The 25037-nt window shown below is 41.6% G+C and carries 31 protein-coding genes; 27 read left to right on the plus strand and 4 right to left on the minus strand.

The window, feature by feature from the left end; translation table 11 throughout:
- The first annotated feature begins 179 nt into the window (after nucleotides 1-179).
- From HKX39_RS05805 to fdx, 16 genes are all read left to right on the plus strand, one after another.
- Nucleotides 180-578 (plus strand): TrbG/VirB9 family P-type conjugative transfer protein, encoded by a 399-nt coding sequence (locus HKX39_RS05805; protein ID WP_171680381.1) that lies wholly within the window; start codon nucleotides 180-182, stop codon nucleotides 576-578.
- A gap of 77 nt (nucleotides 579-655) precedes the next feature.
- Nucleotides 656-958 carry a type II toxin-antitoxin system HigB family toxin gene (locus HKX39_RS05810; protein ID WP_171680382.1) on the plus strand — a complete coding sequence of 101 codons (303 nt, stop codon included), beginning with the start codon at nucleotides 656-658 and terminating at the stop codon, nucleotides 956-958.
- Complete coding sequence (locus HKX39_RS05815) at nucleotides 948-1298, plus strand: helix-turn-helix domain-containing protein (protein ID WP_171680383.1); 351 nt, start codon at nucleotides 948-950, stop codon at nucleotides 1296-1298. Before HKX39_RS05810 ends, HKX39_RS05815 begins: the two co-directional genes overlap by 11 nt.
- A 99-nt stretch (nucleotides 1299-1397) precedes the next feature.
- Nucleotides 1398-4013, plus strand: a complete 2616-nt coding sequence (gene alaS, locus HKX39_RS05820) for an alanine--tRNA ligase (RefSeq protein ID WP_171680384.1) — start codon at nucleotides 1398-1400, stop codon at nucleotides 4011-4013.
- Nucleotides 4014-4024: 11 nt separating this feature from the next.
- The gene (locus tag HKX39_RS05825; protein ID WP_171680385.1) at nucleotides 4025-4270 is read left to right on the plus strand and encodes a sulfurtransferase TusA family protein; all 246 of its coding nucleotides are present in this window, start codon (nucleotides 4025-4027) and stop codon (nucleotides 4268-4270) included.
- A 138-nt stretch (nucleotides 4271-4408) separates the two neighbouring features.
- A complete protein-coding gene (gene rpsP, locus HKX39_RS05830; RefSeq protein WP_171680386.1) occupies nucleotides 4409-4654 on the plus strand; it encodes a 30S ribosomal protein S16 in 246 nt (81 codons plus the stop codon).
- 112 nt (nucleotides 4655-4766) lie between these two features.
- Nucleotides 4767-5360: a ribosome maturation factor RimM gene (gene rimM, locus HKX39_RS05835; protein ID WP_171680387.1), complete on the plus strand. Its 594-nt coding sequence runs from the start codon at nucleotides 4767-4769 to the stop codon at nucleotides 5358-5360.
- Entirely contained in the window at nucleotides 5360-6142 is a 783-nt protein-coding gene (trmD, locus tag HKX39_RS05840) for a tRNA (guanosine(37)-N1)-methyltransferase TrmD (protein WP_171680388.1), read from the plus strand. Before rimM ends, trmD begins: the two co-directional genes overlap by 1 nt.
- A 56-nt stretch (nucleotides 6143-6198) precedes the next feature.
- On the plus strand, nucleotides 6199-6690 hold the full coding sequence (locus HKX39_RS05845; RefSeq protein ID WP_171680389.1) for a low molecular weight protein-tyrosine-phosphatase: 492 nt from the start codon (nucleotides 6199-6201) through the stop codon (nucleotides 6688-6690).
- Between the two features lie 169 nt (nucleotides 6691-6859).
- The gene (locus tag HKX39_RS05850; RefSeq protein WP_171680390.1) at nucleotides 6860-7360 is read left to right on the plus strand and encodes an Rrf2 family transcriptional regulator; all 501 of its coding nucleotides are present in this window, start codon (nucleotides 6860-6862) and stop codon (nucleotides 7358-7360) included.
- Nucleotides 7361-7376: 16 nt separating this feature from the next.
- The gene (locus tag HKX39_RS05855) at nucleotides 7377-8588 is read left to right on the plus strand and encodes an IscS subfamily cysteine desulfurase (RefSeq protein ID WP_171680391.1); all 1212 of its coding nucleotides are present in this window, start codon (nucleotides 7377-7379) and stop codon (nucleotides 8586-8588) included.
- Nucleotides 8589-8612: 24 nt separating this feature from the next.
- On the plus strand, nucleotides 8613-8993 hold the full coding sequence (iscU, locus tag HKX39_RS05860) for a Fe-S cluster assembly scaffold IscU (RefSeq protein WP_171680392.1): 381 nt from the start codon (nucleotides 8613-8615) through the stop codon (nucleotides 8991-8993).
- 10 nt (nucleotides 8994-9003) lie between these two features.
- Complete coding sequence (gene iscA, locus HKX39_RS05865; protein ID WP_171680393.1) at nucleotides 9004-9327, plus strand: iron-sulfur cluster assembly protein IscA; 324 nt, start codon at nucleotides 9004-9006, stop codon at nucleotides 9325-9327.
- A gap of 12 nt (nucleotides 9328-9339) precedes the next feature.
- Nucleotides 9340-9840, plus strand: coding sequence for a Fe-S protein assembly co-chaperone HscB (gene hscB, locus HKX39_RS05870; RefSeq protein WP_171680394.1), 501 nt, complete (start codon nucleotides 9340-9342; stop codon nucleotides 9838-9840).
- Nucleotides 9841-9846: 6 nt separating this feature from the next.
- Entirely contained in the window at nucleotides 9847-11706 is a 1860-nt protein-coding gene (gene hscA, locus HKX39_RS05875; RefSeq protein ID WP_171680395.1) for a Fe-S protein assembly chaperone HscA, read from the plus strand.
- A gap of 14 nt (nucleotides 11707-11720) precedes the next feature.
- A complete protein-coding gene (fdx, locus tag HKX39_RS05880; protein ID WP_171680396.1) occupies nucleotides 11721-12062 on the plus strand; it encodes an ISC system 2Fe-2S type ferredoxin in 342 nt (113 codons plus the stop codon).
- Nucleotides 12063-12158: 96 nt separating this feature from the next.
- Here fdx and HKX39_RS05885 read toward each other — a convergent pair whose 3' ends face one another.
- Nucleotides 12159-13322: an NAD(P)H-dependent flavin oxidoreductase gene (locus tag HKX39_RS05885; RefSeq protein ID WP_171680397.1), complete on the minus strand. Its 1164-nt coding sequence runs from the start codon at nucleotides 13320-13322 to the stop codon at nucleotides 12159-12161.
- Between the two features lie 336 nt (nucleotides 13323-13658).
- Here HKX39_RS05885 and HKX39_RS05890 point away from each other — a divergent pair, with 336 nt between their 5' ends.
- The 11 genes from HKX39_RS05890 (at nucleotide 13659) to HKX39_RS05940 (ending at nucleotide 22184) form a co-directional block, all read left to right on the plus strand.
- On the plus strand, nucleotides 13659-14513 hold the full coding sequence (locus HKX39_RS05890) for a peptidoglycan DD-metalloendopeptidase family protein (protein WP_171680398.1): 855 nt from the start codon (nucleotides 13659-13661) through the stop codon (nucleotides 14511-14513).
- Nucleotides 14513-14947: a GNAT family N-acetyltransferase gene (locus tag HKX39_RS05895; RefSeq protein WP_171680399.1), complete on the plus strand. Its 435-nt coding sequence runs from the start codon at nucleotides 14513-14515 to the stop codon at nucleotides 14945-14947. Before HKX39_RS05890 ends, HKX39_RS05895 begins: the two co-directional genes overlap by 1 nt.
- Before the next feature lie 141 nt (nucleotides 14948-15088).
- A complete protein-coding gene (locus tag HKX39_RS05900; protein WP_171680400.1) occupies nucleotides 15089-15397 on the plus strand; it encodes a type II toxin-antitoxin system RelE/ParE family toxin in 309 nt (102 codons plus the stop codon).
- Complete coding sequence (locus HKX39_RS05905) at nucleotides 15390-15680, plus strand: helix-turn-helix domain-containing protein (RefSeq protein ID WP_171680401.1); 291 nt, start codon at nucleotides 15390-15392, stop codon at nucleotides 15678-15680. The genes HKX39_RS05900 and HKX39_RS05905 overlap by 8 nt, the downstream gene beginning before the upstream one ends.
- A gap of 118 nt (nucleotides 15681-15798) precedes the next feature.
- A complete protein-coding gene (locus tag HKX39_RS05910) occupies nucleotides 15799-16995 on the plus strand; it encodes an ATP-binding protein (RefSeq protein WP_171680402.1) in 1197 nt (398 codons plus the stop codon).
- A gap of 196 nt (nucleotides 16996-17191) precedes the next feature.
- Nucleotides 17192-17389 (plus strand): 50S ribosomal protein L35, encoded by a 198-nt coding sequence (rpmI, locus tag HKX39_RS05915; RefSeq protein ID WP_171680403.1) that lies wholly within the window; start codon nucleotides 17192-17194, stop codon nucleotides 17387-17389.
- Nucleotides 17390-17401: 12 nt separating this feature from the next.
- Nucleotides 17402-17761, plus strand: coding sequence for a 50S ribosomal protein L20 (gene rplT / locus HKX39_RS05920; protein ID WP_171680404.1), 360 nt, complete (start codon nucleotides 17402-17404; stop codon nucleotides 17759-17761).
- An 87-nt stretch (nucleotides 17762-17848) separates the two neighbouring features.
- Entirely contained in the window at nucleotides 17849-18871 is a 1023-nt protein-coding gene (gene pheS, locus HKX39_RS05925) for a phenylalanine--tRNA ligase subunit alpha (RefSeq protein ID WP_171680405.1), read from the plus strand.
- 27 nt (nucleotides 18872-18898) lie between these two features.
- The gene (gene pheT, locus HKX39_RS05930) at nucleotides 18899-21301 is read left to right on the plus strand and encodes a phenylalanine--tRNA ligase subunit beta (RefSeq protein ID WP_171680406.1); all 2403 of its coding nucleotides are present in this window, start codon (nucleotides 18899-18901) and stop codon (nucleotides 21299-21301) included.
- Nucleotides 21285-21641 (plus strand): integration host factor subunit alpha, encoded by a 357-nt coding sequence (locus HKX39_RS05935; RefSeq protein ID WP_257050422.1) that lies wholly within the window; start codon nucleotides 21285-21287, stop codon nucleotides 21639-21641. The genes pheT and HKX39_RS05935 overlap by 17 nt, the downstream gene beginning before the upstream one ends.
- A gap of 162 nt (nucleotides 21642-21803) precedes the next feature.
- On the plus strand, nucleotides 21804-22184 hold the full coding sequence (locus HKX39_RS05940) for a MerR family transcriptional regulator (RefSeq protein WP_171680407.1): 381 nt from the start codon (nucleotides 21804-21806) through the stop codon (nucleotides 22182-22184).
- A 116-nt stretch (nucleotides 22185-22300) separates the two neighbouring features.
- On the opposite strand, the gene HKX39_RS05945 is transcribed toward HKX39_RS05940, so the two are convergent.
- Genes HKX39_RS05945 through HKX39_RS05955 form a run of 3 tightly spaced genes read right to left on the minus strand, consistent with a single transcriptional unit; the run spans nucleotide 22301 to nucleotide 24833 of the window.
- The gene (locus tag HKX39_RS05945; RefSeq protein ID WP_171680408.1) at nucleotides 22301-23896 is read right to left on the minus strand and encodes a PhoH family protein; all 1596 of its coding nucleotides are present in this window, start codon (nucleotides 23894-23896) and stop codon (nucleotides 22301-22303) included.
- A 24-nt stretch (nucleotides 23897-23920) separates the two neighbouring features.
- Nucleotides 23921-24385 (minus strand): peroxiredoxin, encoded by a 465-nt coding sequence (locus HKX39_RS05950; RefSeq protein WP_171680409.1) that lies wholly within the window; start codon nucleotides 24383-24385, stop codon nucleotides 23921-23923.
- Nucleotides 24386-24398: 13 nt separating this feature from the next.
- Nucleotides 24399-24833 carry an MTH938/NDUFAF3 family protein gene (locus HKX39_RS05955; protein ID WP_171680410.1) on the minus strand — a complete coding sequence of 145 codons (435 nt, stop codon included), beginning with the start codon at nucleotides 24831-24833 and terminating at the stop codon, nucleotides 24399-24401.
- Nucleotides 24834-25037 lie beyond the last annotated feature (204 nt).

The raw sequence follows: 25037 nt of genomic DNA on the forward strand, positions 1-25037 counted from the left end.
CGTTCTAGTTAAGAAAAAATTTCGCCTACTGGCCTCTTGTCAGTAGGCGTTTTCTTTGGGGGAAATAGGGTGGACAAAATTGTCCGTCCGTAGTTTTGACAATAGAAATAGAGAGTGTTTTTCTTTGAGAATAATGAGACTGGTGTCATCGCCATTTCATTATTGTTAAGGAGGTTATTATGTTTTTACGCTCTCATCGTTTATATGTCTTTACTATGCTGGTATTGCCTATCATGGCAGGATGTACTACGCAGACAGACTGGTTACAAAAAAAGCGACATTATCCCGATTGGGAGTTTAGTGCTCGTCAGGTGAATAGCTATTCGTTTGCATGGGAAATGCAAGGGGATAGTCAAGTATTGCCTTTACAAGTGTTTAGTACGCAGGATGAGGTGTGGTTACAGTTTGAGCAAGGTCAAGTGATTCCTGCTATTTTGAGCATTGATCCTCAGACACAGGCAGAACAAGTCTTAAAAATCCATCGCAATCCCCCTTATATTGTTTTAAAAGGACATTACTCACAATTACGTCTACGATGGCAGGATAAAGAGGCGATTGTGTGGCATAGACCGAGATGAAGAGGTGATTGAATTTTCTATTTTTATTGAATGTTCCCAAAAAGGGAATTATAATTATTTTAATCTGTTGAGGTGTTATGCGAGTTATAGCTAAACGAACATTAGTAAATTTCTGGAGGCAATATCAAGATGCTCAACGTCCTTTGGAAGCATGGCATGATATCGTGCTAAAAAGTGACTGGAAAACACCTCAAGATGTGAAGGCAAGTTTTGCTATAGCAAGTATTTGTGGCAATAATCGAGTTGTTTTCAATATAGGTGGAAATAAATATAGATTGGTGGTTGAAATCGCTTATCAAGTTAGTGTGGTATGGGTCAAATTTATTGGTACGCATAAGGCCGATGACAGTATAAATGTAGAGGATGTCAATGAATATTAAACCTATTCGTAATGATGAAGATTTAACTCAAGCTTTTTTGGCTCTTGAGAAAGTTTTTCAAGTGGAAAATGGTACACCGGAGGCTGATGAAAGAGATATTTTATTAGCATTAATTGAGTCCTACGAGGCCAAGCATTATCCTATCGCACATGCAAATCCAATTGAAGCCATTAAATTTAAAATGGAGCAGCAAAATTTAACACGAGATGATTTGGTGCCTTATTTGGGTGCAAAGAGTAAGATTTCAGAGGTGTTAAATGGTAAGCGGCCTTTAAGTTTAAATATGATTAAAAACCTACATCATGGTTTACAAATCCCTTATGAAAGTCTAATCGCTTAGTAGCAGTTTTATTGCTAAGTTTAGAGGTTATTTATTACTGTACTGAACTGTTTTAATTTATAATCAAACGTTACTTTAAATTTTTCGTCTTGAATCACAATGAAAACCGCTGAAATTCGTTCTAAGTTTTTAAACTTTTTCCAATCGAAAGATCATACGATTGTTAAATCGTCTTCTTTAGTTCCGGCTAATGATCCTACTTTATTATTCACCAACTCAGGTATGGTGCAATTTAAGGATGTGTTTACAGGTAAAGATTCTCGTCCGTACTCTCGTGCGACGACAGCTCAGCGCTCATTGCGTGCAGGCGGTAAGCATAATGACTTAGAGAACGTGGGATATACAGCACGTCATCACACTTTCTTTGAAATGTTAGGTAATTTTAGTTTTGGTGATTACTTCAAAGAAAATGCGATTAAATATGCTTGGGAGCTATTAACGACAGTGTATAACTTACCTAAAGAAAAACTTTGGGTAACGGTCTATTTTGAAGACGACGAAGCTTACAATATTTGGAAAGACCAAATCGGCGTGCCTGCAGAGCGTATTATTCGTATCGGCGATAACAAAGGCGCTCGTTATGCCTCAGACAACTTCTGGCAAATGGCAGATACAGGTCCTTGTGGTCCTTGTTCTGAGATTTTCTATGATCACGGTCCAGATGTATGGGGTGGTCCTCCAGGATCTCCAGAAGAAGATGGTGACCGCTATATTGAAATTTGGAACTTAGTCTTTATGCAGTTTGACCGTGATAAGGATGGTGTGTTACATCCATTACCACGTCCTTGTGTGGATACAGGTATGGGGCTAGAGCGTATTGCAGCGGTATTGCAGCATGTTCATTCAAATTATGAGATTGACTTATTCCAGAAGTTAATCCAAGCGGCTGCGCGTGAGACGAATACAACTGACTTGGCAAATAACTCTTTAAAAGTCATTGCTGATCATATCCGTGCATGTAGCTTTATGATTGTGGATGGGGTGATTCCGGGCAACGAAGGTCGTGGTTATGTATTGCGTCGCATTATTCGCCGAGCTTTACGTCATGGCTATCAGTTAGGTCAAACCAAGCCTTTCTTCCATAAATTAGTGACAGATCTTGTTGGTCAAATGGGTGATGCTTATCCTGAATTAGTGGAACAACAAGAGCGTGTGGCAGCGGTATTAAAACTCGAAGAAGAGCGTTTTCAAGCGACACTAGAAAAAGGAATGAAGATTCTTGAGGAAAACCTTGAGGGACTTAAGAAAGGTGGTGTGCTTGATGGTAAGACGGCCTTTACTCTTTATGATACTTATGGCTTCCCGTTTGACTTAACGGCGGATATTTGCCGTGAGCGTGGTGTAGAAGTTGATGAAAAGGGTTTTGAAGTGGCGATGCAGCACCAACGCGATACAGCACGTGCGAGCGGTAAGTTCAAGACAAGTCAAAATCTAAGCTACTCAGGTCAAAATACAGACTTCCAAGGTTATGTGACTTTAGAAACAGAAGCTAAAATTCTTGCGATTTACCAAGACGGTACTTCTGTACAAGAAGCAGCCGAAGGTACAGATGTGGTGGTGGTATTGGATCAAACACCATTCTATGCTGAATCAGGTGGTCAAGTCGGTGATGCGGGTGCATTGACTGGTTTTGGTAATGCGGTTGATGTTTACGATACGCAGAAAATCACAGCGAATGTCTTTGGGCATTATGGCACGGTATCGTTGGGACAAATTAAGGTTGGTGATGCTGTTCAGGCACACGTAAATGTACAGCGCCGAGTGAGCATTACACGTAACCACTCCGCAACGCACTTAATGCATAAGGCTTTACGTCAAGTATTAGGTAGTCATGTGCAACAAAAAGGTTCACTCGTGGATGCAGAAAAAACGCGTTTTGACTTTTCTCATGATGCTCCTGTGACGCAAGCACAAATTGCTGAGGTTGAGGCGATTGTGAATGCAGAGATTTTAGCCAATACCGAGGTTCATGCACAAATGATGGGCTTTGATGAGGCTGTTGCTGGTGGTGCTATGGCATTATTCGGTGAGAAATATGGTGATGAAGTCCGTGTATTAGACATCGGCTTCTCTCGTGAGTTGTGCGGTGGCGTGCATGTCAAACGCACGGGTGATATTGGTTTATTCAAGATTGTTTCTGAGGGTGGTATTGCATCAGGTATTCGTCGTGTCGAAGCCGTCACTGGTCAAAATGCCCTAGCATGGTTGCATGGTCTTAATGATAGTGTTGTACAAGCTGCGGCTTTATTGAAGTCTTCACCAGCGAATCTTCTTGATCGTACTAAAGCGATGCAGGAGCAAGTATCTCAGCTAGAGAAAGAACTCGCACACACCAAAGAAAAACTTGCTGGTGCGATGGCAACGGAATTAGTGGCTCAAGCTCAAGATATCAATGGTACTAAAGTACTTGTGGCTGAGGTCAAAGATGCGGATACGAAATTCCTTCGTGATATGGTGCCGCAACTGAAAGATAAATTACAATCAGGCGTGGTGGTATTAGCGTCTGTTGCAGAGGGTAAAGTGAGTATCGCTGTGGGTGTGACAGCAGACAAGACTGCCTCTGTAAAAGCGGGTGAGCTTGTGGGTGTGCTTTCTGAGAAAGTTGGTGGTAAAGGTGGTGGTCGTCCAGATATGGCGATGGGTGGTGGTACTAACCCCGCTGCGCTTGCTGCTGCTTTAGCGGAAGTTCCTGCTTGGGTTCAAGCAAAGCTCTAAATTACTTTGTGATGAGTCAGTATCCTGATTTTGTAGCGACAATTGATACGTCTGGTTTGACGTGTCCTTTGCCGCTCCTGCGGACAAAGAAAGCATTACAAACGATTGAAAGTGGTCAAGTGCTTAAAATCCTCACGACGGATAAAAGTGCATTGAGTGACTTTCAGGCATTTGCCAAACAAACGGGTAATACGATACTTTTACAAGAACCGACTGAGGTAGAAGGAACAGTTGTTCATTTTATTCAAAAACGTTAAAGTCGTTTGAAGTGGGTTGTTGTAATTTGGTGTGATTTTTATTAAAAATCATAGCTAAGTATTGATTTATTTAGAAAAAACTTCTAAAATTACTCGTTTATTAACTGTGTTAACTAACTTTTAAGAGGAATAACCCCCATGGTGGTGATTCGTTTAGCCCGTGGTGGCTCTAAAAAACGTCCATTTTACAATATCGTAGCTGCTGATTCACGTAACCGTCGTGACGGTCGCTTTATCGAGCGCGTTGGTTTTTACAATCCAGTAGGTAATCCTAATGTTGAAAACTTACGTATCGCTTTAGATCGCGTAAATCACTGGACTTCTAACGGTGCTCAGGTTTCTGACGCTGTTGCTCGTTTATTAAAAGCTTACAAACCAGCTTAATTAACGAGAGATTTGCTGCTCGAGTGGATTTCACACTACAATAGCAGACAGGATACGACGACCGTCAGTTTTGCTGACGGTCGTTTTGTTTATATTATGATTTGATAAGACTATGCAAAAAATTCCAGAGGATTTGGTTGAGGTAGGGCGTATTAGTGATGCGTACGGTGTTCAGGGGATGATTAAGGTTATTCCTTTTTCTGAACAAGAAACGGTATTGCTAGACGTCAATCAATGGTGGTTAATGCGTACGGATTTAAAGGGAAAGCCTTTGGAGCCTATGCGTGATGCTCAGCTTATTCGTAGTCGTTCACAAGGCAGTGCTGTTGTCGCCAAGCTTAAAGATATTGCTGATCGTGATCAGGCACAAGTCTTAAAAGGCACGACAGTTTATATCTCTCGAGCAGATTTCCCTAACGCTGATGAAGATGAGTTTTATTGGGTCGATTTAATCGGATGTGCAGTTTATAGCTCACAAACCCAACCAGAAACCTTAATTGGTGTGGTGACTGAGGTATCCGATAATGGTGCGCATGGTGTGTTGCATGTACATCGTCAAAAACTTAATGCCTCAGGTGAGTTAGAAGGGGTGATGACGGCAAAGGGGCGTGCTGTTGAGGTATTGGTGCCTTTTGTGAAGCAGATGGTGCCGGTAGTGGATTTAGATAAGCGTTATATTCAAGCGGATTGGCCGGTAGATTTCTAATGCGTATCGATGTTATTACCTTATTCCCAGAAATGTTTTCTGTTGTCTCTGAGTTAGGCGTAACGGGCAGGGCACATCAAAAAGGAATTTGGTCTTTGAAGACATGGAATCCTCGAGATTTTACAGAGGATGTGCATCATACAGTGGATGATCGACCTTATGGTGGTGGTCCTGGTATGGTGATGCTCGCAGAGCCTTTAGTTAAAACCTTGCGAGCGATTAAGGCGGAACATCAAACTTTAGGTATTCATCATCCGGTGTGTTTGATGAGTCCTATTGGTGAGGTATTTACTCAGCTTAAGGCTCAGCAACTTAGTCAAAGTACGGGATTTATTTTGCTGTGTGGTCGATACGAAGGGATTGATCAGCGCTTTATTGATCGCTATGTTGATGTACAAATTTCCTTAGGGGATTTTGTATTGTCGGGCGGTGAGATTGCGGCATTGGCGATTTTGGATAGTATGGTTCGTTTGCTGCCGGGTGTGTTAAATACGCATGACTCTGCTTTGCAAGATTCTTTTCATCCTTCGCAGGCTGGTTTACTAGATAGTCCTCATTATACGCGTCCAGAGGTTTTTGAGGGGGAATCTGTGCCGGAAGTATTGCTGTCTGGGCATCATAAGAATATCGCACGTTGGCGTCGAGAACAATCCTTAAAATTAAGCTTGCAGTATCGTCCTGATTTGATTGAAAAGGCAAAGCAAGGCAATTTATTAAGTGCGGATGACTTAAAAATGTTAAGTTTTCTTAATAAGTCCTCGGAAATGCCTCCAAGTACCTAAAAATCTTTTTGAAACTACTTGAAAAATAAAGGCTTTTAGTTCAAACTATCACCACTATGGAAACAAAAGTACTTTTCGTCTGTATGGGGAATATTTGCCGCTCGCCTAGCGCAGTGGGGGTATTGCGTCATCTGGTTTATCAAGCGGGTCTACAAGAAAGCATCAAGATTGATTGTGCAGCGACGCACGATTATCATGTTGGCGAAGCACCTGATGGTAGAGCACAGTTTGTGTCGCGTAAACACGGTTATGATATTAGTGATATCCGTGCTCGTCAGATTACGCCTGCAGATATTAAAGAGTATGATTTAATTCTTGCGATGGATTGGGAATCTTTATCTTATCTTCAACAGATGGGTGTTCGCCAAGATCATCACAAGATGATGTTATTGATGCGTTATGCCAATGATTATGAGGAAGCTACTGTACCAGATCCTTATTATGGTGGGGTAGATGGCTTTTTTAAGATGTTAGATTATCTAGAAGATGCGTGTCAGGGTTTGTTTGAAGTGTTGAGTAAGCGTGTCACGCAATATCAAGTTGCCTAGGCAAAAATTTTTAAAGACCTTGTGATGATTTCACAAGGTCTTTGTCTTTTCTGGGTATAATATTACGCGTTGTAACGACTGAATGTTGTATAAGGGGATAATTCCCTAGCATTTTACTTGGGTATTTGTTATACTTGAGTAAATTACTTGGTTATACAAGGAAACTGCTATGAGATTAACAACAAAAGGTCGTTTCGCTGTGACTGCGATGATTGATTTAGGCTTACGCCATCACGCAGGTCCCGTCACCTTAGCTGCGATTAGCCAGCGTCAAAATATTTCTCTTTCTTATTTAGAGCAATTATTTGGTAAGTTGCGTCGCCACGAACTTGTCGAGAGCATTCGTGGTCCTGGTGGTGGCTATACATTGGCTAAATATGCACGAGATATTACGATTGCGGATATTATTTTTGCTGTGGATGAGCCTTTAGATGCAACAGGCTGTGGCAACAAAACGCCCTGTTCAAGCGGGCGAGACGGCAGAGAAAGTGGTCATTGTATGACGCATGACCTTTGGAGTAATTTAAATCGCCGCATGGTGGACTATTTAGATTCGGTGAGTTTACAAGAATTAGTCGACCAGCAGCGTATGCGTCAAATTCAACAAACAGAGACTAGTCCCGTTCATATTCAACGTAAGAACGATGCCCTAAGTTCTGTATTAGCTTAAAATTCTGGAGTTTCTCATGTCAACTCGTCCTATTTATTTAGATTATTCTGCGACAACACCTGTCGATCCACGTGTCGCTGAGGCAATGATTCCTTGGCTCTGTGAAAATTTTGGTAACCCAGCTTCTCGTAGTCATTCTTATGGTTGGGAAGCCGAAGATGCTGTAGAAAAAGCGCGTGCGCAAGTCGCTAGTCTTGTTAAAGCAGATCCTCGCGAAATCGTATGGACTTCTGGTGCCACAGAGTCTAATAATCTTGCGATTAAAGGTGCTGCACATTTCTATCAAGAAAAAGGCAAACATCTGATTACCGTACGTACAGAGCATAAAGCGGTATTGGATACTATGCGTGAGTTAGAGCGTCAGGGTTTTGAAGTCACCTATCTTGATGTTCAAGAAAATGGTCTTTTAGATTTAGAGGTATTAAAAGCAGCGATTCGTCCAGATACGATTCTAGTATCGGTGATGATGGTAAATAACGAAATTGGTGTAATCCAAGATATTGAAGCCATTGGTGAGATTACGCGTGAGAAAGGTATTGTTTTCCATGTAGATTCAGCTCAAGCCGCAGGTAAAGTAGAGATTGATTTAACGAAGTTAAAAGTGGACTTAATGTCATTCTCTGCACATAAAATTTATGGCCCAAAAGGTATCGGTGCACTTTATATTCGTCGTAAACCACGTGTCCGTATCGAAGCGCAGATGCATGGTGGAGGTCATGAACGTGGTTTCCGTTCAGGTACATTGCCAACGCACCAAATTGTTGGTATGGGTGAGGCTTTTGCGATTGCAGAAGCAGAGATGGCAGAAGAAAATGCACGTATCCGCCGTTTACGGGATCGTTTATTAGCAGGTCTATCAGAAATTCAAGAGACCTATGTGAATGGTGACATGGAACATCGTGTACCCCATAACTTGAACATTAGCTTTAATTATGTAGAGGGTGAATCGCTCATTATGGCGATTAAAGAACTTGCCGTATCAAGTGGTTCTGCGTGTACATCAGCGAGTTTAGAGCCTTCGTATGTATTACGTGCGTTGGGACGTAATGATGAGTTAGCACATAGCTCTATCCGTTTTACCATTGGTCGCTTTACGACGGAAGCAGAGGTGGATAGTGCGATTGAACTATTAAAAACGCGAGTTGGTAAATTACGTGATATGTCACCTCTATGGGAAATGGCACAGGAGGGTATCGACCTCAATACGGTGCAATGGGCAGCTCACTAAGATTGAATAAAAGGAATTATTATCATGGCATATAGCGATAAAGTATTAGATCATTATGAGAATCCTCGTAACGTAGGCTCTTTTGAAAAGGGTGATGATAGCGTAGGTACAGGTATGGTGGGTGCACCAGCCTGTGGTGATGTAATGAAATTACAAATCAAAGTGAATGAAGCAGGCGTGATTGAAGACGCTCGCTTTAAAACATATGGCTGTGGCTCAGCGATTGCATCTAGTTCATTAGTGACAGAGTGGGTAAAAGGCAAGACATTGGATCAAGCGCTAGAAATTCGCAATGCTGATATTGCAGAAGAATTGGCATTACCACCGGTAAAAATTCACTGTTCAATTCTTGCAGAAGATGCGATTAAGGCAGCAGTAGCAGATTACAAAAGCAAAAAAGCATAAGTGAACGATTATGGCGGTTACTCTTACTGAAAAAGCAGCAAAACATATCCAACGTAATATCGATAAGCGTGGTAAGGGCTTAGGCTTGCGTGTGGGTGTACGTACATCAGGTTGTTCTGGTATGGCTTATAAACTGGAATACGTGGATGAACAAGATGCACACGATCAAATCTTTGAAAGCTTTAATGTTAAAGTATTTGTTGATCCTAAAAGTCTCCCTTACATTGACGGAACAGAGCTTGATTTTGTCCGTGAGGGCTTAAACGAAGGGTTTAAATTTAAAAACCCTAAAGAAAAAGCAAGCTGCGGTTGCGGTGAGTCTTTCTCTGTTTAAGACGAGAGAGTTATGGATAGCTATTTTAGTCTATTAAACCTTGCGCCTACGTTTGCTCTTGATGCGGATGCATTGGAGCGTGCGTGGCGTGAGGCTTCCGCACGTGTACATCCTGATCGTTTTGCGACAGCGAGTGCCGCAGAAAAACGTGTGGCGATGCAATGGGCCTCTCGTATTAATCAGGCGTATGAGGTATTGCGTAAACCCGTAAAACGAGCAGCATATCTTTGCGAGCTTGCTGGACATTCTGTTGATGCTGAGAACAATACTCGCATGGATACGGCTTTTTTGATGAAGCAGATGCAATGGCGTGAAGAACTCGAAGAGGCAGCAGGCGATGCTACCGCATTACAAGCGCTTAAAACCACGATTGACGCAGAAGAGCAAGCGTTGGAGCGTTGTTTAACTGAGCTTTTGGATAGTAAAAAAGACTATGCAACAGCAAGTGAGAAAGTCCGTCAATTGATGTTTATCACTAAAATTCAACAAGAAATTCAATCATTAATCGCATAAATTTATATGGCACTTTTACAAATTTCAGAGCCTGGTCAAGCCCCAGCACCGCATCAACGTAAATTAGCGGTGGGGATTGATTTAGGTACAACGCATTCTTTGGTCGCTACGGTGCGTAGCAGTGTGGTTGAGGTTCTTCCTGATGAACAAGGCAAAGAACTTTTACCGTCAGCGGTTCGCTATTTGAAAGATGGAAGTGTGCATATTGGGATACCTGCTGTCAAAGCACAAAATCGCGATCCTTATAATACCTTATTATCTATTAAACGTCTCATGGGACGCTCTTATGAAGAGTCGGTAGAGTTGGGCTTGCCATATCGTCTAGAAAAAGACGGTGGTAGCGTCCGTGTTAAGACGATTCAGGGCGATGTGAGTCCTGTCGAAGTCTCAGCACAAATTTTAGCGAAATTACGTCAGCGTGCCGAAGACTCTCTTGGAGATGATATTACGGGGGCTGTCATTACGGTACCTGCGTATTTTGATGATGCACAACGCCAAGCGACAAGAGATGCTGCACGTCTAGCGGGTCTGAATGTATTGCGTTTATTAAATGAGCCGACAGCCGCAGCGATTGCTTATGGTTTGGATAACGAAGCAGAGGGTATCTATGCGGTTTATGACTTAGGTGGTGGCACGTTTGATATTTCTATCTTGAAATTGAGTAAAGGTGTTTTTGAAGTGATTGCGACAGGGGGGGATACCCAGTTAGGTGGCGATGACTTTGATGAATTAATCGTCAATGATGTGATGAAGCATCATGATATGAGTACCTTAAATGCTCAAGATAAACGTTTGCTGTTATCGATTGCTAAAACAGTCCGTGAGCGTTTGACAACACAGACAAAAGCCTATTTCCAAGTTTCTTTATCGGATGGCTTACATATTGATTTAAATTACCCACGTAATCATTTTGAAAATCTTGCTTCGCATTTAGTCAATCGTACCTTAGAGCGTGCTAAGCAAGCCCTTAAAGATGCCAATCTAAAAAATAGCGATATCAAAGGTGTCGTGATGGTAGGTGGTGCGACACGTATGCCTATCGTCCAACAGATGGTGGGAGAGTTTTTTGAGACGACACCCTTGACCAATCTTGACCCAGATAAAGTGGTGGCGATGGGCGCTGCTTTACAGGCCAATAAATTGGTGGGTAACCGTACAGCAGGGGAAGATTGGCTATTACTAGACGTAACCCCTTTATCGCTTGGGATTGAAACTATGGGTGGTCTAGTCGAGCGGATTATTGAACGCAATAGTACGATTCCGGTCGCACGAGCGCAAGAGTTTACCACCTTTAAAGATGGTCAAACAGCGATGAGTATTCATGTGTTGCAGGGCGAGCGTGAATTAGTGGATGCGAATCGCTCCTTAGCACGTTTTGAGTTGCGTGGTATTCCGCCAATGGTAGCGGGTGCTGCACGTATTCGTGTGACTTTTCAAGTCGATGCAGATGGCTTATTGAGTGTGACAGCTCGTGAGATGAGTACAGGGATTGAATCCGCTATCACTGTCAAGCCGAGTTACGGTTTAAGCGATGAGGCAATTACCCAAATGCTTGAAGAGGGTATGTCGCAATCTGATTATGATGCTCAACAACGTATGTTGCGTGAGGAGCAAGTCAATGCTAAGCAATTGATTGAGTCTGTTCAGTCTGCACTAGCTTCAGATAAAGATTTATTAAGTGAAACAGAATTGGCAGCGATTGAGACTAAATTACAAGAGACAATAACTGTTGCTACCTCTGATGATGTGAATCATATCCGTAAGCAAATCGCCGAATTTTCACAATTAACCGATGAGTTTGCTGCTCGCCGTATGGATCGTAGTATCCGCCGTGCTTTGGCTGGTAAAGCTCTAGATGAACTTTAATGGAATGAAATAGCATGCCAAAAATTACCGTATTAGCTCACGAAACCTTATTACCAGAGGGTAAAGTCATTGAAAATGTCAAAGCGGGAGAATCCATTCTTGATGTTTTGCTCGCTAATGATATTGAGTTAGAACACGCTTGTGAAAAGTCGTGTGCCTGTACAACGTGTCATGTTGTTGTGAAAGAGGGCTTTAACTCACTAGAAGACGCCACCGATGATGAAGAGGATTTGCTCGATAAGGCATGGGGTTTGAAACCTACCTCTCGTTTATCTTGCCAAGCATTAGTGGCGGATAGTGATTTGGTGATTGAGATTCCAAAGTACACGATTAATCACGCGAAAGAGAATCACTAAATCCTATGGATTTAGTAATTCCGGCGAACACGGTACTTCTGTCTATGACAGAAGTCGACGCAGTCGGATAGCATAGCTAAACCGTGTGAGACAAAATCACTCAATCGGAATAGCTTTCCCTGTCAGTAAAAACTGCATCGTCTCATAAACACTACGAATTTGCTCACCAAACGGTAAAGGGTCTTTTCCTCGGAAGAAAAGCCCTTTTTTTACGTCACCATTAAGGGCATCGGTAAGACGCTGGTCAATACAAAACTGTCCGATTTTGCTAATGCCATCACGTAAGCCGCAGGTTTGTAAGCAGTTAAGGCTTTGTACGCAACGGCGCGGGTCAGCCTTAGCATTGGCTTGAAGTTTGGCTTCATTTTGTAGGTATTTCTTTAAGAATGGGGTTAGCACGCCACGCGCAGGTAAACCTGCTACGGACATAAATTCCACGATATCCTCAGGTTTTGCTTCAGATAAGGTTTTCTTGAAATTGATATGGGCATCACCTTCTTGGGTAACAGCAAAGGCAGTGCCGATTTGGACGGCATTGGCTCCCCATTCGGTGAGGGCGGTTTTGATTTTTTTAAAGTGCGCCATACCACCGGCGAGGATAAGGGGGATTTTTTCACTTTCTAAGCCGAGTTGTTTGAATACTTCTTGGGTTTCTTCGAGTACTCGTCTGAAGCTAAAGCGCTCATGATTTAAATCGGTGATTTGTTGTGCGCCTAGATGTCCACCTGCATGGTTAGGGTGTTCGATAATAATCGCATCGGGCAAGCGATTTTTCTTCATCCAACGTTTGAGTACCACGCTAATACCACGTGATTCCGACAAAATCGGTAAGAGGGCAACATCAGGGTGTTCTTGTGTGAGTTCAGGTAGCTCAAGAGGCAGTCCAGCTCCCATTACGATAGCTTGTGCACCAGACTCGCAGGCTTGCTTGACGAGGTTAGGGTAGTCGGTAACGGCTTTCATCACATTAACAGCGATGAGTCCTCTGTTATCGGCGCTTTTGAGAGCGGCTTTTATCTCACGGTCAAGCGCGATACGATTGAGTTTGTCGTAGTTTTCTTGAATGGGATTTTCTTTTGATTTGGCGAGTAAGTCGGGGTGAAGGTGGCGTAAATCAATACTAGCAATCGTACCGATGGCATTTTGTTGTGCGACTGCCGAAGCAAGCTGATGGGCAGAGATACCGACACCCATGCCTCCTTGGACGATAGGGAGTAGCGCTTTAGAGCGAATGGTCAGAGGAGGATAGATAGTGTGCATGATATAAGCGCCTAAAAGAGAGTAATGCATTAATTCTAACGCTGTTTGAAAATTTGTATGGTAATAGTTTTACGCCGTGAAAGGTCTATAGAGAAAGGCTATCTAATAAAGTTTTTAGATAATTATTTTTAGTGCTAAATTTGCTTTTTATTTGATATAACGCATTGAATTTCATTAATTTTATGAGGTGGGTGATTAGATTTTGGATGTGAATTTGCTTTTTAAAGGTGTGGGTGTTAAATAGAATTAACATTTGTTATAAGAAAGCTTGTTTCAAGAATGCCCATAGAGGTAGTGAGAATGAGTACAATAAATCATTCTTTTAGGGGAAAATAAATGTTAGCTAAATTACTTAAACCAATGGCCTTTGTTGGGCTGATGACGATTAGTGGTATGGCTGCCGCTAATCAATATATTATTGATCGTCTAAACAAGCCCGTGCCGGGTGGTGTTGCCGTACTTCCTTTGGAAATCAAAGGTGGGCAGTTGCCAGAAGTGACCTACCAAGGACATCGCGTATTGGTCGTCCCATCAGAGGGGAAGGCTTTGGCGATTGTCGGTATTCCTCTCAAAACTTCGGCAGGGCAACAGTCTGTGCAGGTCAAACAAGGTGGACAAACACAAGCGGTATCCTTTACGGTAGGCACGAAGAAATATAAAGAACAACATATTAAGTTAAGTAGCAATAAACATGTGACACCGTCAGCTGAAAATGAGGCGCGATTTAAGCGAGAGCTTGATGAACAAATGAGTGCTTACAAACAGTATCGTGAAGGAGTGGTGCCGAGTAATGTAGTGCTAGATAGACCCGTAGACGGTGGACGTTATTCTAGTCCGTTTGGATTACGACGTTTTTTTAATGGTCAAGAACGTAACCCACATTCAGGTTTAGATATTGCTGTGCCGACAGGTACGCCGATTAAAGCGGCTGCTGATGGTGTTGTGACGATTGTAGCAGACTATTTTTTTAATGGAAAAACGGTATTTGTGGACCATGGTCAGGGCATGATTACCATGTATTGTCATATGTCGGCCATTGATGTGAAAAAAGGACAAGTGGTTAAACGTGGCGAATTGCTAGGTAAGGTAGGCTCGACAGGACGTTCAACAGGGCCTCATCTACATTGGAATGTTAGCTTGAATAATGTCCGTGTGGATCCGGCGATTTTTGTGGGGGCATTTCAGCCTTGATGATACGTTTGCTGAACGAAAATGACTTTTCGAAATGGCTGCCTTTATGGCAGTCTTACCTTGGTTTTTATCAAGCAGGCTTAAGTGAGGAAGTGACCTTGCATACGTGGCAAGGTCTGATTTCTCGTCCAAATATGCGAGCGTTTGGTGCGTTTAATGAGCAGGGTGATTTATTGGGTTTTGCGCATATTGTGATACACCCGAACACATGGAACATCACCGAATGTTGTTATTTAGAGGACTTATTTGTTGCACCACAGGTCCGCCGTCAAGGTATTGCGAAGCAATTGATTGAAGCGGTTTACCAATTTGCGCAAGATAATCATTGCCATCGCGTTTATTGGGTGACGGATGAAAGTAATACGAGTGCGCAAACACTCTATGAGCGATGTGCGATAAGGATGAAGTTAGTGCAATATAGGAAGAGTTTTTAGGGTATTTCCTAGTAGGATAAAAGCTAGCAAGGAACTTGTTGTTTTGAGTTATATCTATCACTATAAAACTTTCAAATTTATATTTGAATAACTAATCAGTTATTGAAATATAATATCTTTTAAGTTATTATGGTGATAAGAGTGAACAAAATATTCTTTTATTGTGATTCAAAGGGTCGAGAGCCTGTTAAAGAAATTGTTGTAGAGTTATCATCTCAAAACTCTAAAGATAGTCGTATCAGGCTCTCAAAAATTAGGGACTATATACAAGTCCTTAAGGAGCATGGAATTCACCGAGCATGTGAGCCTTATATTAAACATGTCGGTGAAAATGCATTTATTCTTTTACATATTTTTATTAAGAAAACAATGAAAACACCAAAATCAGAGATAGAACGTGCCAAAACGTATCTAGATGATTTTTATGCTCGAGAGGTATCTGATGAATAAAAATAAGGCTATTGGCTCAGAGTGGGATGACAATTTCGATAAAACTATTCTTACTACAGAGGAGATTGTAGAAAGCGATTTGAGAGCGGCTTTGATCAATGAACTTATCATGGCACGTAAAGAATTAGGCATTTCACAAAAACAATTAGAGGTACTGAGCGGCGTAAAACAACCTGTGATTGCTCGTCTAGAGTTAGGGCAGAGCAGTCCTCAATTATCCACGTTGCTTAAAATTTTAGCGCCTTTAGGAAAGACGTTAGCGATTGTGCCTATGCCAAAATAAACGTTTCTATTACACTAGAAAATTTCCTATAAATTAAAAGTTTTTCTACTATAATAGAAAAACTTTTAATTCTCCAAATTATTTCTGTTATAGTAGAAATAGTTCGGAAGGGAATTTTATGTTAACTCGTCAACCTTACTTACAGTGGCTAATAAATGCCAAAGACAATGAGTTTGTTAAGGTCATTACTGGAGTGCGTCGCTCTGGTAAATCTGTACTTTTGCAGCTCTATCAAGAGTATCTTTTATCTCAAGGCGTATCGCCTGTGAATATTATTTTTTACAACTTTGAACATCCGCAAAATTTTAAATTTGCTGAGGCGGAGATATTGTATGCACAGCTAGAGCAACAAGTTCAGGGTGTCAAAGGCAAGATTTATTTTATTTTTGATGAAATCCAAGAAGTTAATGGTTGGCAAAAGTTGGTCAATGGCTTGCGGGTAGCTTTTGATGCGGATATTTATATCACGGGATCCAATGCTAATTTATTATCGGGTGAATTGGCGACATATCTTGCTGGGCGTTATATAGAGCTGACGGTATATCCGTTTAGTTTTAAAGAATTTGTGGATTACCAACAATCTAAAGGTCGTCAAGATTATCCTGATAAGCTTTTCCAAGAGTATCTTGTATGGGGTGGATTTCCTAGTCTAATGGATATTTCTGATGAAACAATCCGTCGTGATATTTTACAGGGTGTTTGCGATAGTATTGTTTTAAAAGATGTGGCAACGAGAGGGGCTGTGCGTGATATTGCCGCATTAAGAAAGGTGGTGGTTTATTTATTGGATACCATAGGCTCATCGACATCTATTAAGCGTGTCACTGATATGCTGAACTCAGAACGATTAAAAATTACGGTAAGTAGTGTTGATAAGTACGTGCAATTATTGAAAGATTCGTTTGTTTTTTATGAAGCATTGCGTTATGACATTCGAGGGCGTGCGTATTTGCAGACCCAAGGGAAGTATTATGTTATCGATACGGGGATTAGAAATACCGTGCTAGGGCAGGTAGGTAGTGTAGGTTCGCAATTAGAAAATATCATCTATATTGAGCTAAAGCGTAGAGGCTATGATGTATTTGTAGGTAAGCTAGATAGTGAGGAAATTGACTTTGTTTATTTTAAAGGAGATGACAGGCAATATATTCAGGTCGCTTATCAGCTACCATTGGACAATCCGCGAGAGCAAAGAAATCTTTTACATATTAATGATAATTACAAAAAAACAATCCTTACCTTAAATCGTATGGATGTCGGAAGTAAGGAGGGTATTCAGGTGGTTCATGCGGTGGACTGGTTGTTGTCAGAATGACAACTTACCACACTAAAACATTGATTTTCTTTAAGTTTCTAGACAAAAGTAGAAATCAATGCTAATATTATCAGCTTGTCCCGTTCTTAGGCTTATTTAAGTTCGAACGAAATGTGGGCAAGGCGATTAACTTGGGTTTTACAAGACTTAGCGTTTTTGGCTAAGCACCTGAAGTTAACATTTTAAGAGTACTATTATGCCTAAAATGAAAACCAAGAAAAGTGCTTCTAAGCGCTTTCAGGTACGCGGTAGCGGTTCTATTAAGCGTGGTCAAGCGTTTAAACGCCACATTCTTACTAAGAAAACCACTAAAAACAAACGTCAATTACGCGGTTCAGCTGCTGTTCACGAGTCTAACGTGGCTTCAGTTCGCGCGATGATGCCTTTTGCTTAATAGGAGAATACTATGCCTCGCGTAAAACGCGGTGTAACCGCACGTGCTCGTCACAAAAAAGTTATTAATGCTGCTAAAGGTTATCGTGGTCGTCGCGGTAACGTGTTCCGTATTGCTAAGCAAGCGGTTATGCGTGCCGGTCAGTATGCTTACCGTGACCGTCGCAACAAAAAACGCACTTTCCGTGCTTTATGGATTACTCGTATCAATGCTGCTGTTCGTGAACAAGGTTTAACATACAGCGCATTCATCGCTGGCTTGAAAAAGGCAGCTATCGAGTTAGACCGCAAAGTATTAGCCGATATGGCTGTTAATGATAAGGCTGGTTTTGCAGCTGTTGTTAACCAAGCTAAATCAGCCCTAGGTGCTTAATCACTGCTTAATTGCATTGGTTTAACGAAACCCTCAAGCGGGGCTCATTTCTTGAGCTCCGTTTGTTTTTTACAAAATGGTAATGTCATGTCTCAGACTCTCGATGATTTAATTCAACAAGCTAAAGAAAGCTTTGAAAATGCTCCAAATATTGCAGCGCTCGAAAATGAGAAAGCGAAATTTTTAGGAAAGAGCGGTAGTATTACAGCGTTGATGAAAGGTTTAGCACAGCTTTCTCCCGAAGAAAAACGAGCAGAAGGTGCGCGTATCAATCAAGCTAAACAAGCGGTTGAACAATTATTAAATGAGCGTCGTGAGGCGTTTGCGCAAGCGGAGTTAAATACTCGCTTAGCTGCAGAAACAATTGATGTAACGCTAGCAGGTCGTGGGATTGATGTGGGTGGTATTCACCCAGTGATTCAGACATGGCAGCGTATTGAACAAATTTTCCGATCTATTGGCTTTTCAGTAGCCGATGGTCCAGAGATTGAAGACGACTGGACTAACTTTACGGCACTCAACAATCCAGAAAACCATCCAGCCCGTTCTATGCAAGATACTTTCTATGTCGATATGAAAGATGAGAAAGGCTTGCCTTTATTGCTTCGTACACATACAAGCCCGATGCAAGTGCGCTATGCACGTATGCATAAACCTCCTATCAAAGTCATCGCACCAGGACGTACGTATCGTGTGGACTCTGATGCGACTCACTCACCGATGTTCCATCAGGTAGAGGGTTTATGGATCGATGAAAATATCTCATTTGCTGATTTAAAAGGTGTGTATACGAATTTCCTCCGTGCCTTTTTTGAAACAGATGATTTATGTGTGCGTTTCCGTCCTTCTTTCTTCCCGTTTACAGAGCCTTCTGCAGAAATTGATATGATGTTTACTTCTGGTCCTAACAAAGGACGTTGGTTAGAAATTTCTGGCTCTGGTCAAGTGCATCCTGTGGTGATTCGTCACTATGGTTTAGATCCTGAGAAATACGTTGGTTTTGCATTTGGCTCAGGCATTGAACGTTTGACGATGTTGCGTTACGGTGTTAACGACTTACGTCAATTCTATGAAGGTGATTTGCGTTTCTTAAAGCAATTCAATGTTTAACCTTAAATAAATGTCTGGATACTGAATATGTTAGTTGTAGAATCTTGGTTACGTGAAGTTGCTAACCCAAATTTAAATACAGAAGAATTGGCTCATCGTTTGACGATGGCGGGTCTTGAAGTCGAAGGAGTTGAGCCTGTTGCCCCTGAGTTTTCTGGTGTCGTGGTTGCTGAGATTAAAGAAATCGCTCAACATCCTAATGCGGATAAATTACGTATTTGTCAGGTTGATGCCGGTACAGGCGAACTTTTACAAATTGTATGTGGTGCACCGAATGCAGCGAAGGGGATTAAAGTTCCTTTAGCAATGATTGGTGCCGTATTACCAGGTAATTTCAAAATTAGTAAAGGCAAATTACGTGGTGAAGAGTCTTTTGGTATGCTTTGTTCAGCTAAAGAGCTAGGTATCTCTGAAGAAAGCTCAGGTCTATTGATTTTGGATGAGAGCCTATCAGTGGGTCAAGACATCCGTGAAGCTTTAGATTTAAACGATAAAGTTTTTGAAATTAAACTTACACCGAATCGTGCGGATTGTTTATCCGTCTATGGTGTGGCACGTGAAGTGGCAGCATTGACTGATGCACCATTAAAATCTTTTGATTTTTCGCCAGTAGCGGTTGAAATTAACGATACCTTAAAAGTAAATGTAGCGGCACCTGATCTATGTGGTCGCTTTGCGGGTCGAGTGATTCGTGGTGTCAATGCGAAAGCCGCCACACCAGACTGGATGAAGACACGTCTAGAACGAGCAGGTCAGCGCTCTGTATCTGCTTTAGTGGATATTTCTAACTATGTGATGTTAGAGCTTGGTCGTCCAACCCATATTTTTGATTTAAATAAAATCAAAGGTGATTTGACTGTGCGTTGGGCAAAAGAGGGTGAGTCACTTGAGCTCTTAAATGGTCAGACAGTCGCTTTAGCGGGTGATGTTGGTGTGATTAGTGCAGGCGATACGATTGAGAGCCTTGCTGGTATTATGGGTGGTGAAGCGACAGCGGTATCACTAGAGACGACAGATATTTATCTCGAAGCGGCTTTCTGGTATCCAGAAGCGATTGCAGGTCGTGCACGTCGTTTTAAATTCTCATCAGAGGCAAGTCATCGTTTTGAACGTGGTGTGGATTTCCAACAAATTCAGGAGCACATTGAGTATATTTCTCGTCTTGTGTTAACGATTTGCGGTGGTCAGGCAGGTCCTATTGATGATCAAATTATCAATCTACCTAAACGTGAGCCTGTGCAAATGCGTCTCGCACGTTGTCAGAAAATTCTCGGTATCGAAGTTGCAAAAGAGCAGGTAGCCAGTATCTTTACGCAATTAGGGTTGGTTTTCACAGAGAAAGACGATGTCTTTACCGTGACACCGCCATCGTTCCGCTTTGATATTGAGATTGAAGAGGACTTGATTGAGGAAGTTGCTCGTATTTACGGTTTTGATAACATCCCTGATGTTGCTCCTATCGTACCTGCGGTGATGCTGCCGACAGAAGAAACTGTACGTAGTGAGCACACCATGCGTCAGGTGATGGCATCACAAGGCTATCAAGAAGTGGTCAATTTTAGCTTTGTAGAACGTGACTGGGAAGAGAAGTTGATGGGCAATAAAGACCCAATCGCTTTATTAAATCCTATCGCTAGTCAATTAGCGGTTATGCGTTCTGGTTTGATTGCTGGTTTAGTCGCTAATATCGTTTATAACGCAAAACGTAAACAAAATCGCGTAAAAGTATTCGAATTGGGTCGTGTGTTCTCTCGCAATGCTGAGGTAAAAAATGGTGACTTAACGGTTGCTAATGTGGATCAGCCACTTCATCTTGCGGGTGCTTCTTGGGGCTTGGCTTATCCAGAGCAATGGGGCATGCCTTCGCGTCAAGTGGATTTCTTTGATGTGAAAAAAGAGTTACAAAACCTTTACGGAAGTGCCTCAAATCAATTACAATTCATACCCTTAAAAGACCACCCAGCATTACATCCAGGACGTAGTGCAGAAATTCGTCTACATGGCGAAGTGGTGGGTATGATTGGTGAGCTACACCCAGTATGGGTACAAGCGTATGATTTAAATCATGCGCCAGTTGTTTTTGAAGTGACTGTTGCGTCATTAAAGGACCAAGCTTTACATCAACCAGGTGAATTATCGAATCAACCAGTCGTTATTCGTGACTTGGCGATTTGGGCTGCGAATACCTTAGAGGTTCAGTCGTTAATTGACGCGATTAAGCATTCACGTAGTGAGGAACTCGCCATTATTCAAGATATTAATTTATTTGATATCTGGAAAGATACAAAGAGTGATACGCCAGAGCGTAGCCTTGCTTTCCGCTTTATCCTACAAGATTCAGCGGTCACGTTAGAGGATGCGCGTGTTGAACAATGTATGGCAAAGGTTTTGGATACCTGGGTAAGTCAGTTTGGTGTACGCCAACGTTAATAAAAGGAAGTTATTTATAATGTCAGGTGAAAATAAAACCTTAACAAAAGCAGATTTAGCAGAAATGCTATTTGACTTTGTGGGCTTAAACAAAAGAGAAGCGAAAGATATTGTCGATACGTTTTTTGATCAAATTCGTGAGTCTTTGGCTAATGGTAATTCCGTAAAGTTATCTGGTTTTGGTAATTTTCAGGTGCGTGATAAACCTGCACGTCCGGGGCGCAATCCAAAGACAGGGGAGGTTATCCCTATTGAGGCACGTCGAGTGGTGACATTCCATGCAAGTCAAAAGCTTAAAGGAATTATCGAAGATCCTTCTAGTGTAGATTTATCCTCTTAAGATAAAAGATATAAAGCCTGTTTTGAATAAAACAGGCTTTTACTTTGAATAATTGTTTTTCTAGTGTAAAATCAAAGTCATTTTAGAAAAAGTTGAAGTAAATTCAACATAGAAAGTATCTATCCTTAGATAAGGATAGATAGGGATTTGGAATAGATTTATATGATGCAACCAGATATGTTATCGACGGCGACTTTACCGCCTATTCCTGCTAAACGTTATTTTGCGATTGGTGAGGTGGCAGAGCTATGTAATGTTAAGCCGCATGTCTTGCGTTATTGGGAGCAGGAATTTACCCAATTAAACCCCGTAAAGCGTCGTGGTAATCGTCGTTATTATCAACATCACGAAGTACTCTTAATTCGTAAAATCCGTGAGTTACTGTATGATCAGGGGTTTACGATTAGTGGTGCACGTAATCGCTTAGGCGATGTTCGCGAGGTGAAGCAGGCGGAAGCAGCGGTTCGTTTTAGTGCCCAAGAAATTCAGTCTTTACGTAGTGAGTTGACAGGCATTCTGGCCGATTTAGATAAGATGTTATAAATCTGCTCACGCAGCAGAAAGATTATCTCATTGTTTTTTGCTGTGAGACGAATAAAAATATTTACCCCATATGGAACTGTCCGTATGGGGTAAATTTATTGGTAATGTGACTCTGGTTACAAAGCGTCGCTAGCATAGTCGGCGAGACGAGAGCGTTCGCCTTTTTGTAGCGTAACATGCCCTGAATGCTGCCAACCTTTAAAGCGATCGACAACATAGGTAATACCAGAGCTACCTTCGGTGAGGTAAGGGGTATCAATTTGGGCAATATTGCCTAAACAAACAATTTTTGTTCCCGGACCTGCACGTGTGATAAGTGTTTTCATCTGCTTTGGTGTGAGGTTTTGCGCCTCATCAATAATCACAAATTTATTTAAAAACGTGCGCCCACGCATAAAGTTCATCGATTTGACTTTAATATGGGATTGGATAATTTCCTTGCTGAGGCTACGTTCCCATTGTATTGAGCTATCTTTACGTGCTTGGGTATTTAAAAACTCAAGATTATCTTCTAATGCCCCCATCCAAGGTTGCATTTTTTCTTCCTCTGTTCCCGGTAAAAAGCCAATATCTTCACCGACAGGAACAGTAACACGTGTCATAATAATTTCTGTAAAGCGTTTGGTTTCTAATACCTGCGTCAAGCCAGCTGCCAAAGCAAGAAGCGTTTTACCCGTTCCTGCTTGTCCTAAGAGAGTGACAAAGTCAATATCAGGGTTCATTAAAAGATTAAGCGCAAAGTTTTGTTCACGGTTACGAGCACTTACTCCCCAAACATTGTTTTTCGGGTGTGTATAGTCACGAATAGTGGCTAAAACAGCTGTTTTGCCACTCACTTCTTTGACTTGTGCATAGAGAGGATTATCACCCTCAAAGTATACAAATTCATTCACACGGAAATTGTTTACTAATGGACCACGGATTTTATAAAAAGTGGTGCCAGCTTGCGTCCATGATTCCATATCTTTGGCATGACGAGTCCAGAAGTTATCAGGTAAAAGAACACTACCCTCATAAATCAGGTCAGAGTCTTCGATGCTATGGTCATTAAGGTAATCCTCTGCCTTTAAGCCTAAAGCTCTGGCTTTAAGACGCATATTAATATCTTTGGAAACAAGAATAACAGCACGAGCAGGGAATTGATTATGCAAACTCTGAACAACGCTCAGAATCATATTATCGGCTTTGCTATCAGGGAGCTGGATGCTTAGCGGGTCGTCTAATTTACTGGTTTGAAACCAAAGTTGTCCAGTCGCCTCTTTATTCCCTAAGCAATCGAGAGGGATGCCTGCTAATAAATCATTGACCTCAGAACATAAATCATCTAAGGTGCGACTGACTTGGCGTGCATTGCGTGCCACTTCGGTCATGCCTTTTTTATGGTGATCCAGCTCTTCGAGTGCAACCATAGGTAAGAAGATATCATGTTCTTGAAAGCGGAAGATAGAGCTTGGGTCGTGTAGCAATACATTGGTATCCAACACAAATAACTTACGTTCACCAGTGCTTGTTTTTTTCGCCATCTTCTTGCTGGTGGATGTGGATGTTTTTGTAATAGCCTCATCTGCTTGGGAGACCTTTACCTCTGGAATTGCAAGTGTTTCCGCCTTTTTAGGGGATGCTTTTTTACTTGGTTGACGATAGTCTGCTTTAGGTTCTTTAGTAAGATCAACTTTATCCGCTAATTGAGTCGGTATTTTTGGTAAAGGCATTATTTTCCCAGTAGTAAAGAGTGATTAAAGAGCTTTAATAGTTTCAAGGACTTTATCAACATGTCCTGGCACTTTTAAACCTCGCCATTCTTGAACAAGTACACCTTCCTCATTAATGAGGAAAGTTGAACGTTCAATGCCACGAACTTGTTTGCCGTACATATTTTTCATTTTCATCACACCAAACATCTCACAAAGCTTTTCATCAGGGTCAGAAATGAGAGTAAAGGGGAGTTCTTGTTTGGTGATAAAGTTCTGGTGTGACTTTAGAGAGTCACGAGACACGCCGATAATGACGGTGTTTTCAGTAGTGAACTCGGTAACTAAGTCACGAAAATTTTGTGCCTGAGTTGTGCAACCCGGCGTGCTATCTTTGGGATAAAAGTAAAGTACAAGACGTTTACCGGCAAAATCACGAAGTGATATCGTGCCATTATTGCTTTCAGCTGTCCAGTCAGGGACTTTTTTTCCTAATTCTACTTGGCTCATTTTTGTTAATCCTTTAATCAATTAATAGTGCAACAGCGACCTTGCGCCCCTCGGACATCAGAACATTGTAGGTACGAGATGCTGCTTTTGAATCCATTGTCTCTATACCGATTCTTGCGTGTAATAATGGTGCAAGAATCGCAGGGGAAATAAAAGCTTGACGTTTACCAGTCCCGATAATAATGACTTCGGGTGCGTTGAGGTAACGAGGCGATACATTTTCTTCCAAAAAGTCAATGGCAGAGGCTTTTTCTGTTACGAGATTTGCGGCTATTTCAATATCTTTTAATGTAATCTCACTAAAGTGTTTAACCTGCCAATGACGTACCTCACCCTCAGGACCAAAGCAGATAGGGTGGTGATAACGTTGATCATTGACTTCAATATAGTCCTCGCCATAACCCGTAACGGTATTTAGCGCGGTTCGTTGCTCTCTATGTAATTGCACTGGAACTCCAAATTTTTACTTATGCTAGGTCATTTATATGACAGTTTTATTATAACGAAATATTTAAACATTCTTGCTGCTTAGATAAGGCTTAGGGAAGCGAGTTTTTCTCATGGGAAAGAAGGGAGAAAAATTTTTTAAATAAATTCCCAAAATCCCTTGCAAAATAAGGTGAAAATACGCTATTTTTTTAAGTTTATTCTT

Origin of the sequence: Pelistega suis (genome assembly GCF_013133795.1) — a bacterium.
In the GTDB taxonomy this organism is placed as follows: Bacteria; Pseudomonadota; Gammaproteobacteria; order Burkholderiales; family Burkholderiaceae_B; genus Taylorella; species Taylorella suis.